Raw genomic sequence first — 14,602 nt, 5'->3', positions numbered from 1 at the left:
TTCCTTCGGATCGGTCGTGCGCGGATCAGGCCGGGGTGCTCTCGGCCGCGTACCAGGCGGCCCCGTGCACCTCGAGGATCACGCACAGGATGTTGTCCCGCTTGACGCCGAGCGCCGCGAACCCGTCGGCGATGGCGGCGAAGGCCGCCTGCTTCTGCTCGTCGGTGTAGCCGACCCCGGCGGTGAGCTCGATGAAGATGATGTCGGTGCGCTGCTGCGACGGGAACGTCGGCGAGTAGAACAGCTCGCCCTCGTCGTGCAGCGTGAACTTCTGGAAGAAGTCGTCGGCCGGCATGTCGAACCCCTCGACCATGCCCTGGAGGATCGCCTGGCTGAACTCGGGCAGGCGGGGGGCGTGGACCCGGTGGAGGTCGATGCGCGCGTGGGGCATGAGGGGTTCCTTCGTCGGTGGGGGTGCAGCGGTGGAGGTGGCGCGGTGGGGGTGGGTGCGCGGCTACTTGAGCGCACCGGCCGCGAGGCCGCGCTCGAAGTACCGCTGCAGGGCGATGTAGGCGATGACGACCGGCAGGGCGGTCAGGACGGCCGCCGCGAGGACCTTCGTCTGGTCGTTGTTGTACTGGCCGACGAAGTACTGCGGGACCAGCGTGATCGTCTGGTGGTCCGGCGTCTGCAGGAAGAGCAGGGCGAGCAGGAACTCGTTCCACGAGTTGATGAAGACGAGGACGAGGATCGCGGCCATGATCGGCCGGGTCAGCGGCACGAGGACGTACCAGAAGGTCCGCACCGTGTTCGCCCCGTCGACGCGGGCCGCCTCGAGCAGCTCGTTGGGGATCCCGTCGACGAAGTTGCGGGCGAGCAGCGTCGTGAACGGGATCTGCAGGGCGGCGACCGGGAGGATGACCGCCCAGATCGAGTTGTACGCGCCGACCCGCGTGACCGTCGCGAACAGCGGCGCGAGCAGCACCACCCCGGGGAGGGTGAGGCAGGCGAGCAGCAGCCAGAAGAAGAACTCCTTGCCCCTGATGTGCAGCTTCGAGAAGCCGAACGCCGCCGTCATGGTGCAGACGAGCACGATGGCGATCACCGCCGCCGCGATGATCGCGCTGTTGCGGAAGAACCCCGGCAGCAGCGGCAGCGACAGCACCGTGCCGTAGTTGGCCCAGCCGGCTCCCTTGAGCGAGCCCTGCACCATCGCCACCAGGGGGAAGACGAAGGGGACGACCAGCACCGTCAGCAGGACCTGCAGCAGGACGCGGGTGCGGATCCGCCTGGTCTCAAACATCGTTCGCGCTCCCTCGTCGTCCTCTGACGTTGATGATCACGGCCGCGGCGAGCGCGAGGACGAGCAGCACCATCGACAGCGACGCCCCGTAGCCCACCTGCGCGAAGGAGATGCTGACGCGGTAGATCTGCGTGCCGAGGAACTCCGTCCCGTAGCTCGGTCCGCCCGAGGTGACCAGGAAGGGGATGTCGAAGGTCTTCAGCGATCCGATCGCGGTCAGGATGGTGATCGCGATGGTCGTGCCCCGCACGCTCGGCCAGACGATCGAGGCGATGATCCGGAGGTTGCCGGCGCCGTCGAGGCGGGCCGCCTCGACGATCTCCGACTCGATCTGGCCGATGGCGGCGAAGTAGAGGACGAACACGACACCCGTCGACTGCCAGACCTGCACGGAGATGACGATCAGCAGGGCGATCGTCGGGTTCGACAGCCACGTCTGCTGCAGGCCGTCGAGCCCGACCGCCCCGAGCAGCCCGTTGAGCGTGCCGTCCGGCGCGTAGATCTGCCGGAACACCGGGGCGACCGTCGCGGTGGCCAGGACCACCGGGATGAAGATCAGCACCTTGTAGAAGGTCTTCAGGTAGAGCTGCGAGTGCAGGAGGCAGGCGAAGACGATGCCGAGCACGACCTGCACGACCAGCGACACGACGAAGAACACGAGCGTGTGCCGCAGGGCGCCCCAGAACACCGGGTCGCTCAGCATCTTCCCGTAGTTCCCCGCGCCGACGCTGTCCTTCAGCGGGCTGGTCCCGTCCCAGTCGAGGGTCGAGAGGTAGGCCGTGTAGAAGATGCAGTAGTAGAGCAGCCCGACCGACACCACCAGGGCCGGCAGGATCCAGGGCAGACCCGCGGGGCGCCGCAGGCGCCGGCGCGACGACGTCCCCGTCGTCACGCCGGGCCGGTGGGTGGTCGTGGTCATCCTCGACCTCCGTCCGGGAGCGTGGTCACTCGCCGGTCGCCGCGGCCGCCTGGACGGCGTCCACCACGTCGGCGGGCTTCTTGCCGCTCGTCACCTGCTGGCACGCCTGGACGATCGCCGCGCTGAGCTGCGCGCCGATGCCGTAGGAGCGGGCCTCGGTGGCCGAGGCCAGCTGCGTGGTGAGGTCCTTGAGCGCGGGCTCCTGGACGGCCGGGTTGACGAGGGTGGCCTTCTCGAACTGCACGTCGACGCCGTTCAGCGTCGGGAACTCGTCGAGGTTGTTGGCCACGACCTGCTGACCGTTCTCGGTGTTGCCGAGCCACAGCGCGAACGTCTCGGCCGCGTTGCGCACCTTCGACTTGGCGTTCACGGCCTGGCCCGCGTCGGGGTCGGTGAACAGGGTGGAAGGGTTGCCCTTGCCGGCGACGTCCGGGAACGGGATCGGCATGATGGTGATCTTCTTCGTGTCCGCGGGCACCCCGGCGCCCTCCAGCGCGGCCGTCAGGCTCGCCACGGAGGCGTACTGCTGGTACCAGGTGCCCATCTGCACCATGGGGACCTTGCCGGTGAGGAAGTCGTTGTTGACGTCGGGGTACTGCTGGATGCCGGTCGCCCCCTCGTCGAGGATCCCCGACGTCGTGAGGTCCTGCAGGATCTGCAGCGACTGCACGACCCCCGCGTCGGTCCACTTCGCCTTGCCCGCCAGCAGGTCGCTCCACAGACCGGGCTGGTAGCTGTCCATGATCGAGTGGAGGGTGTCGATGACGAAGCCGGACGTGCCGCCCATGCCCTCGCGGAAGCAGCCGAGTCCGTTGGCGCGGAACGTGTCGCACGCCTGCTGCCACTCGGCGAGGTTCGTCGGGACCTTGACGCCGTACTGGTCGAACGCCTCCTGGTTGATCCACATGTTCCCGGCGCCGACCTTGGCCCACTGGGAGGCGACGAGCCGGCCCTTCACGGTGAAGGCCTTGACGCCGATCGGCGAGACCTTCGACTGCCAGTCCTCGCCGAGGAGCTTCTTCGTCCCCTCCGTGAGGTCGAGGGCGTAGGGGGCGAAGGTCGTTCCCGAGAACGACCCGCTCGCGTTCACCGTGAAGACGTCCGGGCCGTCGTCGGAGGCGAGCGCCGGGCGCAGCAGGGCCGCGTAGTTGTCGATCGGGACCTTCTTGTAGACGACCTCGATGTCCGGGTACTCCTCGTTGAACGCCGCGATCTCACGGCCCGCGAGGTCGTTGTCCGGGGTCCAGCTCCACCAGTTCACGGTTCCCGCGGTGGCCGACCCGCCGTCGCTCGCGGCCTCCTGCCCACCCGAGCACGCGGTGAGCGTCCCGGCGACGAGGGTGCCGCCTGCGAGTGCCGCGAAGGCGGCGCGCCGAACGTGCTGAGAAAACGTCATCGTCTTCCGTCCGTCAGGTGGGCAGGGCCGCGAGGCCTCGTCCACGAAGCTGTGTCGCGAGGAGCATAGGGTCGCGTCCGGCGACAAAGCAATACTTGCGAAACTAAGTCTTCCGGGCAGGGCACGTCCCCGCGAGGAGCGTGGGAGACCGCTCTCCGGGAGCGGCCCGCGATCAGGTGACCGGGCCGGTGCGGTGCGGCGTGAGGTGCCGCTGCAGCACGACGGAGGCCGCGCCGAGCGCTGCGGTCTCCGAGCCGATCGACGCGAGGCGCACGGTGATGGGGTGCAGCTCGCGCATGAACCCCGTGGTCGCCACCCGGTGCTGGGCCGCCTCCAGGAAGACGTCCTCCATCCCCGCGAGGCCCGGGCCCGCGAGGACCACGAGGTCGAGGTCGAGCGTGTTGACGAGGTCGCTGACCGCGGACGCGAAGTAGCCGGCCGCCCGGTCGAGCATGGCGCGGACCCCCTCGTCCCGGGTCACGGCCCCGGACGTCAGGCGCTGGAACACCTCGCGGATGGGCGTCCGCGCGGTGACGCCCACGGCCGCGCGCAGGGCGGGGTCGGCCAGCACCTGCTCCACCATCGCGCGGGGGCTGGCCACGGTCTCCAGGCAGCCGTGGGAACCGCACCAGCAGAGCCGGCCGTCGGGGACGGCGACCATGTGACCGATCTCGCCGGCGTTGCCCGAGACCCCGCGGTAGATCGCGCCGTTGATGACGATGCCGGCGCCGATGCCGTGCGACACGTAGACCGTCACGAAGTCGCGGTGGGGCTCCGGGCTCACCCAGAACTCGCGCAGCGCCGCGCAGTTGGCGTCGTTCTCGCGGACCACCGCGTACCCGGTGCGCGCGGCCAGCTCCTCCTCGACGGAGAAGGGCTCCCACGAGCCGAAGAAGGACGCGTCGACGTTCCACCCCTGGGGGAACCCGCGCCGCCCGGCGGAGGCCACGCCGAGCCCGACGACGGCGGAGCGCTCGATCCCCTCCCGCGTCATCAGGGCGTCGATCTCCCCGGCGAGGCGGTCCAGCACGACGGGGGGCTCGTCCACCCCGGTGCCCCCGGAGGAGACGCGCGCCAGCTCGGTGCCGTCGGGCCCGCAGACGACGATCGTGGAGCGGTGGTAGTCGAGGGTGAGCCCGAGCGCGTAGACGCCGCTGTCGTTCATCTTCAGCAGCACCGGGCGCTTGCCGCCCGTGGACTCGGCGTACCCGGCGTGGACGACCAGGCCCGCCGACAGCAGTTCCTTGACGATCTTCGAGATGGTGGGCTCGGTGAGCGCGGACCGCCGCGCGAGGTCGACCCGGCTGATCTTGCCGCTCGCGCGGATGAGGTCCAGGACGGCGCTGCGCGTCTCCGCCGACGACCGGCCGCGCAGGGTGACGACCGACGCACCCGGCGGGTCAGAGGTGTCGGCCACACCGCCCCCCGTCCCGGTCCGTGAGCGACTCGCCGCCCGCGAGCGGCGAAATCTACACGGCACGCGGCGGGGTCGTGACTTCCTTAGGCGAGTAGGGGTAAGTTCGCGCGGGCCGCTCGCAGCGCCCCGGACCGCACGGGGACCGACCGGGCACCCGCTCCCCCGACCCGGATGAGGCTCGATGACGAACCCGCAGGTGACCCCCGGCTCCGCGTCCTGGACGCGCACCCTCGGCGCGACGGGCCTGCGCGTGTCCGCCGTGTCGGCCGGCGGCGGACCGCTCGGCGGGATGCCGGAGCTGTTCGGCTACGACACCCCCGAGGAGCAGGGCATCGCCGTCGCGCTCGGGGTCCTCGCCAGCCCGATCACGATGATCGACACCGCCAACGGCTACTCCGACGGCCGCAGCGAGGAGCGGATCGGCGTCGCCCTGGGCCGGGTGGGCGCCGGGGACGTGCTGATCGCGACCAAGGTGGACGCCGCCGACGGCGACTTCTCCGGCCGGCGCGTCCGCGCGTCCGTCGAGGAGAGCCGCGCGCGCCTCGGCATGGACCACCTCCCGCTGGTCCACCTGCACGACCCGGAGTTCCACCCGGACGCGGGCTTCGACCAGCCCGGCGGGGCGGTCGAGGCCCTCGTCGCGCTGCGCGACGAGGGGGTGATCGGGCACCTGGGGATCGCCGCGGGTCACGTGCCGACCATCGAGCGGCTGCTCGACACCGGCGCGTTCGAGGTGCTGCTCACGCACTCCCGGGCGACGCTGCTCGACCGGGGCGCGGACCCGCTCATCGACCGCGCCCGCGCGGCGGGCCTCGGCGTCGTCAACGCCGCGGTGCTCGGCGGCGGGCTGCTCGCCAGCCGCACCGCGCAGCCGCTCTACGGCTTCCGACCCGCGCGGGCGGAGGTCCTCGCCGCGGCGGCCGCCCTGCACGACCTCGCCGACGAGTTCGGGATCGCGCTCGCCGACGCCGCGGTGCAGCGCTCGGTGCGCGACGAGCGCATCGACACCACCGTCGTGGGCTTCTCGAAGCCCGACCGCATCCCCCGGCTGCTCGCGTCGCTCGCGAACCCGGTCCCGGAGGAGTTCTGGGCGCGCGCGGAGGAGCTGCTCCCCGACCCCGCGCTCTGGCTGGACACCGCGAGCGGGGGCCGCTGACTCACCCGGCCGGTCGCCGCCCGGCCCGGGCGGCGGCCGCGGCCGCGAGGACGGCGAGCAGGAAGAAGGTGCCCATCCCCGCGGCCATGGCGACCACCGTCTGCGCGCCCAGCAGGCCCGTCAGCGGTGTCGTGAGCGCGCCGGCCAGGAAGGGCAGCCCGCCGCTCAGCGCGGAGGCCGCCCCGGCGTAGCGCCGGCCCTCGCGCTGGGCGATCGCGGAGTTCGCCGGCAGGTAGGTGCCGAGGCCGAAGGTCATGACGGCCAGCGGCACCCACACGAGCACGAGCGGCGGCGGACCCGGCGTGCACGCGAGCGCGATCGCCGTCAGCGCGAACACCCCGGTGGCCTGGATCCCGAACGCCCAGCGGCGCAGCAGCTCCGGGCCGAGGCGCACCACGAGGACGCGGAACAGCACGCTCGAGGCGATCATGGTCGAGGCGTTCGTGGCGAAGACGGTGGCGTAGGTGCCGGGGGTGAGCGCGAGGTCCTCCTGGAGCACGATCGAGGACCCGCCGATGTAGGTGAAGAACCCGCACGTCACGAGGCACTGCACCGCGACCGGCGTGATGAAGGCGCGGTCGCGGACGAGCTCCGCGGAGCGCCCCAGCAGCTGCGTCAGCCCCCCCGGGCGGCGCCGCTCGGGCGGCAGCGTCTCCGGCAGGCCGAGGGCCGCCGCCGCGGTCATGAGCACGCCGACGGCGGCGAGGAACCAGAAGACGGTCCGCCACCCCCCGAGCGGCAGCAGCAGCGCCCCGATCGCGGGCCCGACGACCGGGGCCATGAGGCTGACCGCCGTCAGCGTCCCGAACGTCGCGGCGGCCGCCCGGCCCTCGCGGGTGTCCGTCACGCACGCGCGCCCGACCGCCGCGGCCGCGCCGGCGGCCATCCCCTGCGCCACCCGGGCGGCGAGCATCACCGCGATCGAGTCCGCGAGCGCGCAGAGCACGGACATCACCGTGAAGGTGAGGGTGGCAGCGAGGACGATCCGCCGGCGTCCCCGCGAGTCGCTCACGGGGCCGATCAGCAGCTGCCCGAGGGCCAGCCCGCCGATGCAGGCCGTCAGCGTCAGCTGCACGGCGGCGTCCGAGGTGGAGAACGACTCCCGCATCGCGGGCAGCGCCGCGATGTACGTGTCGGTCGACAGGGCGGAGGTCCCCGTGACGAGGACCAGCGCCAGGATCGACGGCGTTCCCGGCCGGGCACTGCGGCGCGTCACGGCTGCTCCGTCGTCCTCACGTGGGGCCACGCCTCCGGCACGGAGCGGCTGCGGCCACCGTAGTGGGGGCGGTCGGGGTGCCCCGCCGGGGTTCGGCCCGGGGCCCCGCAGCCTGTATCCTCGACCCCGGCATCGAGCGTCAGCGTCAAGCCCTGGCTTGCTGACCAGCAACCCTCCCCCGCGGCGGGGTGCTCCAGGTGAAAGCCCGGTGGGACGAACCCGTCCCACAAGCGTGAGTGACCGGGACCCGTCCCGGCCTGCCCCACCCGGAGGACCACCTTGTCCAGCCCCACCCCCCCTGCGCTGCCCAGCAAGCCGCGGCGCAACCGCCTCCCCCTCCTCATCGCGGCGCTCGTCGCCGTCGTCGTCGTGGCCGTCGCCGCCGTCGTGTGGCGCACCACGGGCGACGACTCGACCGCGACCGCGGCGTCCACCCGCACCGTCAAGATCGGCGTGACCGACAAGGCGGAGCCGTACTGGACGACCTACGTCGACCTGGCCCAGAAGGAGCTCGGCGTGGACGTCGAGCTCGTGAACTTCTCCGACTACAGCCTGCCGAACCCGGCCCTGAAGCAGGGCGAGCTGGACCTGAACCAGTTCCAGCACGTGCAGTACCTGGCGAACTACAACGTCACCTCGGGCGACGACCTCCAGCCCATCGGCGCCACGGCCGTGTACCCGCTGCCGCTGTACTCGACCACGGTGAAGGACCCCGCGGCGCTGCCCGCCGGGGCGAAGGTCGCCATCCCCAACGACGCCATCAACCAGGCCCGCGCGCTGCTCGTGCTGCAGGCCGCGGGGATCGTGACGCTGAAGGACGGCGGGACCGCGTTCTCGACGACCCAGGACGTCACCGACGCGAAGGTGGAGGTGGTGGCGCTCGACGCGTCGCAGACCGCCAACGCCCTGCAGAGCGGCTCCGTCGCGGCGGCCGTCGTGAACAACAACTACGCCACCAGCGCGAAGCTCCCGGCCTCCGACACGATCTTCTCCGACGACCCGAACGGGCCGGCCGCCGCCCCGTACGTCAACGTGTTCGCCGCCCGCAAGGCCGACGCCGCGGACCCGACGTACCTGAAGCTCGCCGAGCTGATCCACGACCCGGCCGTCGAGGCGGAGTTCCGCAAGAGCTACCCGAACGGCGTCCTCAGCACCACCGACGCCGCTGCGCTGCAGTCGGAGCTCACCACCGTGGAGAAGGACGCCACGGCGGCGGGCAGCTGAGGTGGCGGACAGCATCGTCCGCCTCGGTTCCGTCACCAAGCACTACGTGCGGGCCGGCGCGAAGACGGTCACGGCCGTCGACGACGTCGACCTCGACGTGACCGAGGGGGAGGTCCTCGCGGTCATCGGCTACTCCGGCGCGGGCAAGTCCACGCTGGTCCGGCTCGTCAACGCCCTCGAGCGGCCGACCTCCGGCACGGTGACGGTGGCGGGTCAGGACCTCACGACGCTGTCCGAGCGGGACCTGCGCCTGGCCCGGCGGAAGATCGGCATGATCTTCCAGCAGTTCAACCTGTTCCGCTCCCGCACCGTGGCCGGGAACGTCGCCTACCCGCTGAAGGTGGCGGGTGTCGCGAAGGCCGAGCGCGACGCCCGCGTCGCGGAGCTGCTCGACTTCGTCGGACTGCTGGACCGGGCGCACGCGCACCCGGAACAGCTGTCCGGCGGGCAGAAGCAGCGGGTCGGCATCGCCCGCGCGCTCGCGACGAACCCGCCGCTGCTGCTGGCCGACGAGGCGACGAGCGCCCTCGACCCGGAGACCACGGCCGAGGTGCTCTCGCTGCTGCGGCGCGTGAACCGGGAGCTCGGCGTCACCGTCATGGTCATCACCCACGAGATGGACGCCGTGCGCCAGATCGCCGACCGCGTCGCCGTCATGGACGCGGGCCGGGTCGTCGAGCACGGCGACGTGTACGACGTGTTCTCCACCCCGCGCACCGCGGCGGCGAAGCGGTTCGTGCGCAGCGCCCTGCACGACCGCCCCGACGCCGAGACGCTGCGGCGGCTGCGCGGGCGCCACCCCGGCCGCCTGGTCTCGGTGTCCGTCACCGACGAACCCGGCCTGCAGCAGCGCATCGACGCGGCCTTCGCCGACGCCGGCGTGCGCACCGAGCTCGTGCACGGCGGCGTCGCGGAGCTGCGCGAGCGGCGCATCGGCTCGCTCACCTACGAGACGACCGGTTCGCCGGCCGCCGTCGACGCGGCGCTGCAGGCGCTGCGCGCGCACGGGATCCGCACCGAGGAGGAGGTCTGACGTGGAGGGCTTCCTCGCCACCGTCGACGTGTACCGCACCGCCATCGGGCAGACCCTGTTCATGTCCCTGGTCTCGATGGTCGTCTCGGGGGTGCTGGGCCTGGCGCTCGGCATCGCCCTGTACGCGACGCGGCCGGGCAACCTCATGGGCAGCCGGGTGGTGTTCGGCGTCCTGGGCGTGGTCGTGAACGTCGTGCGGCCCATCCCGTTCGTCATCTTCCTGGCGGCCGTGACGCCGCTGCAGCTCGCGGTCGTCGGCACCACGGTCGGCACGAACGCCGTGACGTTCGCCATCGCGCTGGCCGCCGCGTTCGCGGTCTCGCGCATCGTCGAGCAGAGCCTCGTCGGGGTGGACCCGGGCGTGGTCGAGGCGGCCCGCGCCGCGGGGGCCTCGCGGCTGGGGATCCTCCTCGGGGTCGTCGTCCCCGAGGGCCTCGGGCCGCTCGTGCTCGGCTACACGTTCGTGTTCGTCGGCATCGTCGACATGTCCGCGCAGGCCGGCCTCGTCGGCGGCGGCGGGCTCGGCGACTACGCGATCACCTACGGCTCGCAGCGCTACGACTACGGCATCGTCTACGTCAGCGTCGCGACGATCATCGTGATCGTGCAGGTGGGTCAGCTCGTGGGCAACCGCATCGCCCGGGGCGTCCTGCGCCGATGACCCCCGGCCCGGCCCCGCGGGGCCGGGCCGCCGTCAGACGTCGCCGCTGCGGCGCAGCAGGAGCAGCAGGACCCAGCCGAGCGGCACCCGCGCCCAGAAGGTCACGAGCCGGTGCAGGAGCGCGGCCGACAGCGCCGTCGTGGGGTCCACGCCGACGGTGACGAGACCCGCGACGAGGGCCGCCTCCGCGGCCCCGATCCCCCCGGGGACGGGCACCGCGCCCGCCACGGCGGAACTCCCCACGACGACGAGCACGAGCAGGCCGAGCGGTGCGGAACCCCCGAAGGCGTGCACGGCGCACCACAGCGTCAGCGTGAACCCCAGCGTCGTCACCAGGTGCCCCAGCACCGCGGCCGTCAGGCGCCCGGGGGAGGAGAGCGTCGCCCGCAGCGGCGGCCACGACGCGCGCAGCGGGGCCAGGACGCGGCGGCGCAGCCAGGCGCGCGCCCCTCCCCAGGAGCGGACGACGACCGCGACCACCGCGAACACGGCCACGACGGCGACGGGCACCTGCCACGGCACGAGCCCGCCGATCTCCCGCACCTGCCCGGACGTCAGCAGCAGGACCGCGACCAGGACGAGCGTCACGAGCCCCGCCGAGGACTGCACGACCCCGACGGTCGTGACGGCCGCGGCCACGGGCACCCCGCGGCGGTGCAGGTAGCGCATGTTCAGCGCGACCCCGCCCGCGCTCGCCGGGGTCACGAGGTTCACGAAGGACGTCGCGAGCTGCACGGCCGCGGTGCGCACGACGGGCAGCCGGCCGGGGGTCAGCGCGACCAGCGAGGTGACGTTGCCCAGGACGGGGAGCGTGGAGGCGAGCACCGCGGCGGTCACCCACCAGCCCTGCGCCGAGCGCAGCCGGTCGCCCAGGTCCGCCGCCTCGAGGCGCCGGCCGAGGACGACGACCGCCGCGACGGTGGCGACGGCCAGCACGACGCGCCACACGGTCCTCCAGCGCACGGTCAAGGGCCCGACGCTACCGTCCGCCTGCGCGGTGCCGGGACGAGGCCGGGACGCTCTGGACGGTCCCCGCGGGCGGTGCCAGGCTCGTCCCGGGGGCCAGGACCCTCACGAGGGGGCGGTGCACGTGCGCGTGGTCGAGATCATCGCGGACCTGCGCGTCGCGGACATCGACGCGGCACGGGACTTCTACGCGGGGTACCTCGGGCTGGGGACCGAGGAGTTCCACCTCGGCTGGGTGGCCCGGTACACGTCGGCGGAGACCGGCGCGCGGCTCCAGCTCGTCACCCGCGACGCGGCGGCGCCGGAGGACCCGGTCGTGACCGTCAAGGTCGACGACGTGGACGCCGCCCACGAGGAGGCGCTGCGCCGCGGCTACGAGATCGTCCACCCCCTGCAGGACGAGCCGTGGGGCGTGCGCCGGTTCCTCGTCCGGGCCCCGGACGGCAACGTGCTCAACGTGGTGCAGCACCGCGAGGACCGCTGAGCCGTGGCCTCCCTGCGCGACGTCGTCGTCGACGCGCGGCACCCCGCGTCCCTGGCCCGCTTCTGGGCCGGGGTGCTCGACGGCTACCGGGTCGCCCCCTACGACGACGCCGAGCTCGACCGCCTCGCCGCCCGGGGGATCGACGACCCGGAGGACGACCCCAGCGTCCTGGTCGAGTCCGCGGCCGGCGGGCCGCGGTACTTCTTCACCCGGGTCCCCGAGGGCAAGGTCGTGAAGAACCGCGTCCACCTCGACCTGGACACCGACGACCACCCGCGCGAGCTGGCCCGGCTGCTCGCCCTCGGGGCGACGGTCGCGGGCGAGCACGAGGGCTGGGTGCAGCTGCGCGACCCCGAGGGCAACGAGTTCTGCCTCCTCCGCTGAGGGGCGCCCGGGACCGGCCGCGACGGCGGTGAACGCGGGCGGGACGGGCCGCGTACCCACCACCGAGCCCGGCACGGACGCTGGGCCACCGACCCTGGAGGACACCGTGCGCAAGCCCGTCACCGCACTCGCCGTCGCCGCCCTCGTCACCGCGGTCGCCGCGGCCCCCGCCGCCGCGAGCGGACCCACCGCGAAGGAGAGCGGCTCGTCGTCGAGCTCGCACCGCGCGGTCGGCCTCGTGGGGGGCACCCAGCTCGTCACGTTCAGCACCCGCGACCCGCGCCGCAGCGGGCCGATCGGCACCGTCACGGGCCTGCAGCAGGACACCCGCCTCGTCGGGATCGACGTCCGCGTGCAGGACGGCAAGCTCTACGGCGTGGGCGACCGCGGCGGGATCTACACGCTCGACACCCGCACCGCGAAGGCCACCTACGTCCAGCGCCTCACCGTCGCCCTGCAGGGCACCAGCTTCGGCGTGGACTTCAACCCGGCCGCCAACGCGCTGCGCGTCGTCAGCGACACCGGCCAGAACCTGCGCCAGCCGTTCGCGACCGCGGGCGCGGCCACCGTCGCGGACACCCCGCTGAGCACCCCGCCGGCCGCGGGCACCACCGCGGGCGTGACCGGGGCGGCGTACACGAACAACGACCTCGACGCGGCGACGGCGACGACGCTGTTCGTGCTGAGCACCGCCACCGACGCGGTCGCCGTCCAGTCCCCGGCCAACGCGGGCACCCTCGCGGCCACGGGTTCCCTCGGCGTCGACGCCACGGGTCCCGCCGGCTTCGACATCAGCTCGACGCTGGTGAAGGGGAAGTCGGTCGACGTCGCCGGGTACGCCAGCCTGTCGGTCGGGGGCGGGCGCGGCCTGTACGAGGTGTCGCTGCTCACCGGGCAGGCGAAGCGCGTCGGGGCGTTCGCCCAGGACGTCACGGACATCGCCCTGCCGCTGCAGCGCTGACCCACCCCTCTCCGCGGGCGGCGACGCCCGCGGGGAGGGCCCGGTCCTGAGCGAGGGGACAGGACCGGGCCGCACCCCGCGGGCGCGAGGACCGATGATCGACCGACGACCGACGACCGACGACCGATGACCGATGACGCGAGAGGAGCAGCCGTGGTGCTGCGGGCCGGCCGGCACTCCCGCGCGCGTCCCGACGCGCCCACCGCGGTGGACGAGGCGCTGCGCGACGAGCAGGCCGTCGCCCGCGCCTACGACGCCCACGGGGCCGAGGTCTACCGGTTCGTCCTGCGCTCGCTGGGCGACGCGGGCAGCGCGCAGGACGTCGTGCAGGAGACGTTCCTGCGGGCGTGGCGCGCGGGTGACCGCTTCGACCCGTCGCTGGGGAGCCTGCGCACGTGGCTGTTCTCGATCGCCCGCAACGCGATGATCGACCACGTCCGGGCCGCGGAGGTGCGGCCCTGGCAGGCGGCGCTCGTCGACGACCCGGCGGCGGCGTCCCCGCACCCGGGTGACGACCCGAGCGAGCGGCTGCTGCGCGGGTGGATCGTGGAGGAGGCGCTGCGCCGCCTGTCCGGGGAGCACCGGACCGCGATCGTCGAGACCTACCTCAAGGACCGGCCGTACGCCGAGGTCGCGGCCGAGATGGACCTGCCGGTGGGGACGCTGCGCAGCCGGGTGTTCTACGGGCTGAAGGCCCTGCGCGTGGCGATGGACGAGATGGGGGTGGAGCCGTGAACGCCGACGACCGCACCGGTCCGCGCCCGCAGGGGTTCAGCCACCGCGAGCTGCGCGAGATGCTCGGCGCCCACGTGCTGGGCGCCCTCGGCGAGCCCGAGACCGTCGCGCTGCGCGCCCACCTCGACGGGTGCGCGAGCTGCCGCGCGGACCTGGAGGAGCTGGCCCCGCTGGCCGGCGACCTGCGCCTCGTCGACCCCGACCGGGCCCCCGGGCCCGTCGCACCGCCGCGCGAGCTGGGCGTGCGGATCGCCCGGGCCGTCGCAGCGGAGGCGGTGCTGCGCGAGCACCGCGACCGGCGCGCGGTGCGCCGCGGCCGGCTGCGGGCCGTCCTGGTGCCGGTGGCCGCCGCCGCCGTGGCGGCCGTGGTCACCGCGATCGCGGTCCTGCCCGACGACGCACCGCCGCCCGCCCCGGCGGTGGCGTTCGAGCAGCTGCCGCTGCGCCCGCTGGACCCCGCGGTGAGCGCGGACACCGCCACGGTGGTGCCGCACACGTGGGGCCTGGAGGTGCGGATGGTCGCGGCTGGCTTCGGCGCCGGCCAGACCTACCGCGGGATCGTGCGCACCACCGACGGGCGGTCGCTGCCCGCCGGGGAGTTCCTCGGCACGGGGGCGAAGGCCGTGACGTGCAACCTGCAGACCGCCGTGCTGCGGGCCGACGCCGTCGACTTCACGGTCGTCGACAGCGCGGGCCGCACGGTGCTGGACCTGCCGCTGCCCGTGGTGCGCGCGGGCTGAGCCGCGGGCGTTGACCGCCGGCGCGGCAGCGGCGACGCTGGTGCGCCGGGGCCGCCGCGCCCCACCG

General features: G+C 73.6%; 16 protein-coding genes and 1 riboswitch. Of the genes, 9 read left to right on the top strand and 7 right to left on the bottom strand.

Features of this window, described 5'->3' with window-relative positions:
• Positions 1-25: 25 nt before the first annotated feature.
• The 5 genes from F1544_RS06975 to F1544_RS06955 form a co-directional block, all read right to left on the bottom strand.
• Positions 26-391: a tautomerase family protein gene (locus F1544_RS06975; protein WP_167583638.1), complete on the bottom strand. Its 366-nt coding sequence runs from the start codon at positions 389-391 to the stop codon at positions 26-28.
• 63 nt (positions 392-454) lie between these two features.
• On the bottom strand, positions 455-1,243 hold the full coding sequence (locus F1544_RS06970) for a carbohydrate ABC transporter permease (RefSeq protein ID WP_167583636.1): 789 nt from the start codon (positions 1,241-1,243) through the stop codon (positions 455-457).
• Positions 1,236-2,162 (bottom strand): carbohydrate ABC transporter permease, encoded by a 927-nt coding sequence (locus F1544_RS06965; RefSeq protein ID WP_167583634.1) that lies wholly within the window; start codon positions 2,160-2,162, stop codon positions 1,236-1,238. The genes F1544_RS06970 and F1544_RS06965 overlap by 8 nt, the downstream gene beginning before the upstream one ends.
• A 25-nt stretch (positions 2,163-2,187) precedes the next feature.
• On the bottom strand, positions 2,188-3,558 hold the full coding sequence (locus F1544_RS06960; protein ID WP_167583632.1) for an ABC transporter substrate-binding protein: 1,371 nt from the start codon (positions 3,556-3,558) through the stop codon (positions 2,188-2,190).
• Positions 3,559-3,730: 172 nt separating this feature from the next.
• On the bottom strand, positions 3,731-4,975 hold the full coding sequence (locus F1544_RS06955; protein WP_167583630.1) for an ROK family transcriptional regulator: 1,245 nt from the start codon (positions 4,973-4,975) through the stop codon (positions 3,731-3,733).
• A 181-nt stretch (positions 4,976-5,156) separates the two neighbouring features.
• Here F1544_RS06955 and F1544_RS06950 point away from each other — a divergent pair, with 181 nt between their 5' ends.
• The gene (locus F1544_RS06950) at positions 5,157-6,131 is read left to right on the top strand and encodes an aldo/keto reductase (RefSeq protein WP_167583628.1); all 975 of its coding nucleotides are present in this window, start codon (positions 5,157-5,159) and stop codon (positions 6,129-6,131) included.
• Position 6,132: 1 nt separating this feature from the next.
• Here the strand turns inward: F1544_RS06950 and F1544_RS06945 are convergent, their stop codons facing one another.
• A complete protein-coding gene (locus F1544_RS06945; protein ID WP_167583626.1) occupies positions 6,133-7,347 on the bottom strand; it encodes a Bcr/CflA family efflux MFS transporter in 1,215 nt (404 codons plus the stop codon).
• A gap of 128 nt (positions 7,348-7,475) precedes the next feature.
• A riboswitch (SAM riboswitch) is annotated at positions 7,476-7,586 on the top strand.
• A gap of 40 nt (positions 7,587-7,626) precedes the next feature.
• On the opposite strand from F1544_RS06945, the gene F1544_RS06940 reads away from it, so the two are divergent.
• The 3 genes from F1544_RS06940 to F1544_RS06930 all read left to right on the top strand — a co-directional run bounded on the left by F1544_RS06940 (position 7,627) and on the right by F1544_RS06930 (position 10,265).
• Positions 7,627-8,571, top strand: a complete 945-nt coding sequence (locus F1544_RS06940; protein ID WP_167583624.1) for a MetQ/NlpA family ABC transporter substrate-binding protein — start codon at positions 7,627-7,629, stop codon at positions 8,569-8,571.
• A gap of 1 nt (position 8,572) precedes the next feature.
• Complete coding sequence (locus tag F1544_RS06935; protein WP_167583622.1) at positions 8,573-9,604, top strand: methionine ABC transporter ATP-binding protein; 1,032 nt, start codon at positions 8,573-8,575, stop codon at positions 9,602-9,604.
• A 61-nt stretch (positions 9,605-9,665) separates the two neighbouring features.
• Positions 9,666-10,265, top strand: a complete 600-nt coding sequence (locus F1544_RS06930; RefSeq protein WP_167583749.1) for a methionine ABC transporter permease — start codon at positions 9,666-9,668, stop codon at positions 10,263-10,265.
• A gap of 33 nt (positions 10,266-10,298) precedes the next feature.
• On the opposite strand, the gene F1544_RS06925 is transcribed toward F1544_RS06930, so the two are convergent.
• Positions 10,299-11,228 (bottom strand): lysylphosphatidylglycerol synthase transmembrane domain-containing protein, encoded by a 930-nt coding sequence (locus tag F1544_RS06925; RefSeq protein WP_308469925.1) that lies wholly within the window; start codon positions 11,226-11,228, stop codon positions 10,299-10,301.
• 127 nt (positions 11,229-11,355) lie between these two features.
• Between F1544_RS06925 and F1544_RS06920 the strand changes: the two genes are divergently transcribed.
• The 5 genes from F1544_RS06920 to F1544_RS06900 all read left to right on the top strand — a co-directional run bounded on the left by F1544_RS06920 (position 11,356) and on the right by F1544_RS06900 (position 14,535).
• Positions 11,356-11,715 (top strand): VOC family protein, encoded by a 360-nt coding sequence (locus tag F1544_RS06920; protein ID WP_167583747.1) that lies wholly within the window; start codon positions 11,356-11,358, stop codon positions 11,713-11,715.
• A gap of 3 nt (positions 11,716-11,718) precedes the next feature.
• Positions 11,719-12,099, top strand: a complete 381-nt coding sequence (locus F1544_RS06915; protein WP_167583617.1) for a VOC family protein — start codon at positions 11,719-11,721, stop codon at positions 12,097-12,099.
• 106 nt (positions 12,100-12,205) lie between these two features.
• Positions 12,206-13,060 carry a DUF4394 domain-containing protein gene (locus tag F1544_RS06910; RefSeq protein ID WP_167583615.1) on the top strand — a complete coding sequence of 285 codons (855 nt, stop codon included), beginning with the start codon at positions 12,206-12,208 and terminating at the stop codon, positions 13,058-13,060.
• Between the two features lie 126 nt (positions 13,061-13,186).
• Positions 13,187-13,795: a sigma-70 family RNA polymerase sigma factor gene (locus F1544_RS06905; protein WP_167583614.1), complete on the top strand. Its 609-nt coding sequence runs from the start codon at positions 13,187-13,189 to the stop codon at positions 13,793-13,795.
• Complete coding sequence (locus F1544_RS06900; protein WP_208971417.1) at positions 13,792-14,535, top strand: zf-HC2 domain-containing protein; 744 nt, start codon at positions 13,792-13,794, stop codon at positions 14,533-14,535. The genes F1544_RS06905 and F1544_RS06900 overlap by 4 nt, the downstream gene beginning before the upstream one ends.
• Positions 14,536-14,602 lie beyond the last annotated feature (67 nt).

It is taken from the genome of Kineococcus rubinsiae, assembly GCF_011839805.1.
GTDB classification, from domain to species: Bacteria; Actinomycetota; Actinomycetes; order Actinomycetales; family Kineococcaceae; genus Kineococcus; species Kineococcus rubinsiae.
This window is presented reverse-complemented; position numbering and strand designations above follow the sequence as displayed.

Excerpts from the sequence above, each read along its gene's own strand:
- F1544_RS06970 (WP_167583636.1), bottom strand. The coding sequence starts at position 1,243 with ATGTTTGAGACCAGGCGGATCCGCACCCGCGTCCTGCTGCAGGTCCTG.
- F1544_RS06905 (WP_167583614.1), top strand. The coding sequence starts at position 13,187 with ATGACCGATGACGCGAGAGGAGCAGCCGTGGTGCTGCGGGCCGGCCGG.
- F1544_RS06965 (WP_167583634.1), bottom strand. The coding sequence starts at position 2,162 with ATGACCACGACCACCCACCGGCCCGGCGTGACGACGGGGACGTCGTCG.
- F1544_RS06930 (WP_167583749.1), top strand. The coding sequence starts at position 9,666 with ATGTCCCTGGTCTCGATGGTCGTCTCGGGGGTGCTGGGCCTGGCGCTC.
- F1544_RS06975 (WP_167583638.1), bottom strand. The coding sequence starts at position 391 with ATGCCCCACGCGCGCATCGACCTCCACCGGGTCCACGCCCCCCGCCTG.
- F1544_RS06950 (WP_167583628.1), top strand. The coding sequence starts at position 5,157 with ATGACGAACCCGCAGGTGACCCCCGGCTCCGCGTCCTGGACGCGCACC.
- F1544_RS06960 (WP_167583632.1), bottom strand. The coding sequence starts at position 3,558 with ATGACGTTTTCTCAGCACGTTCGGCGCGCCGCCTTCGCGGCACTCGCA.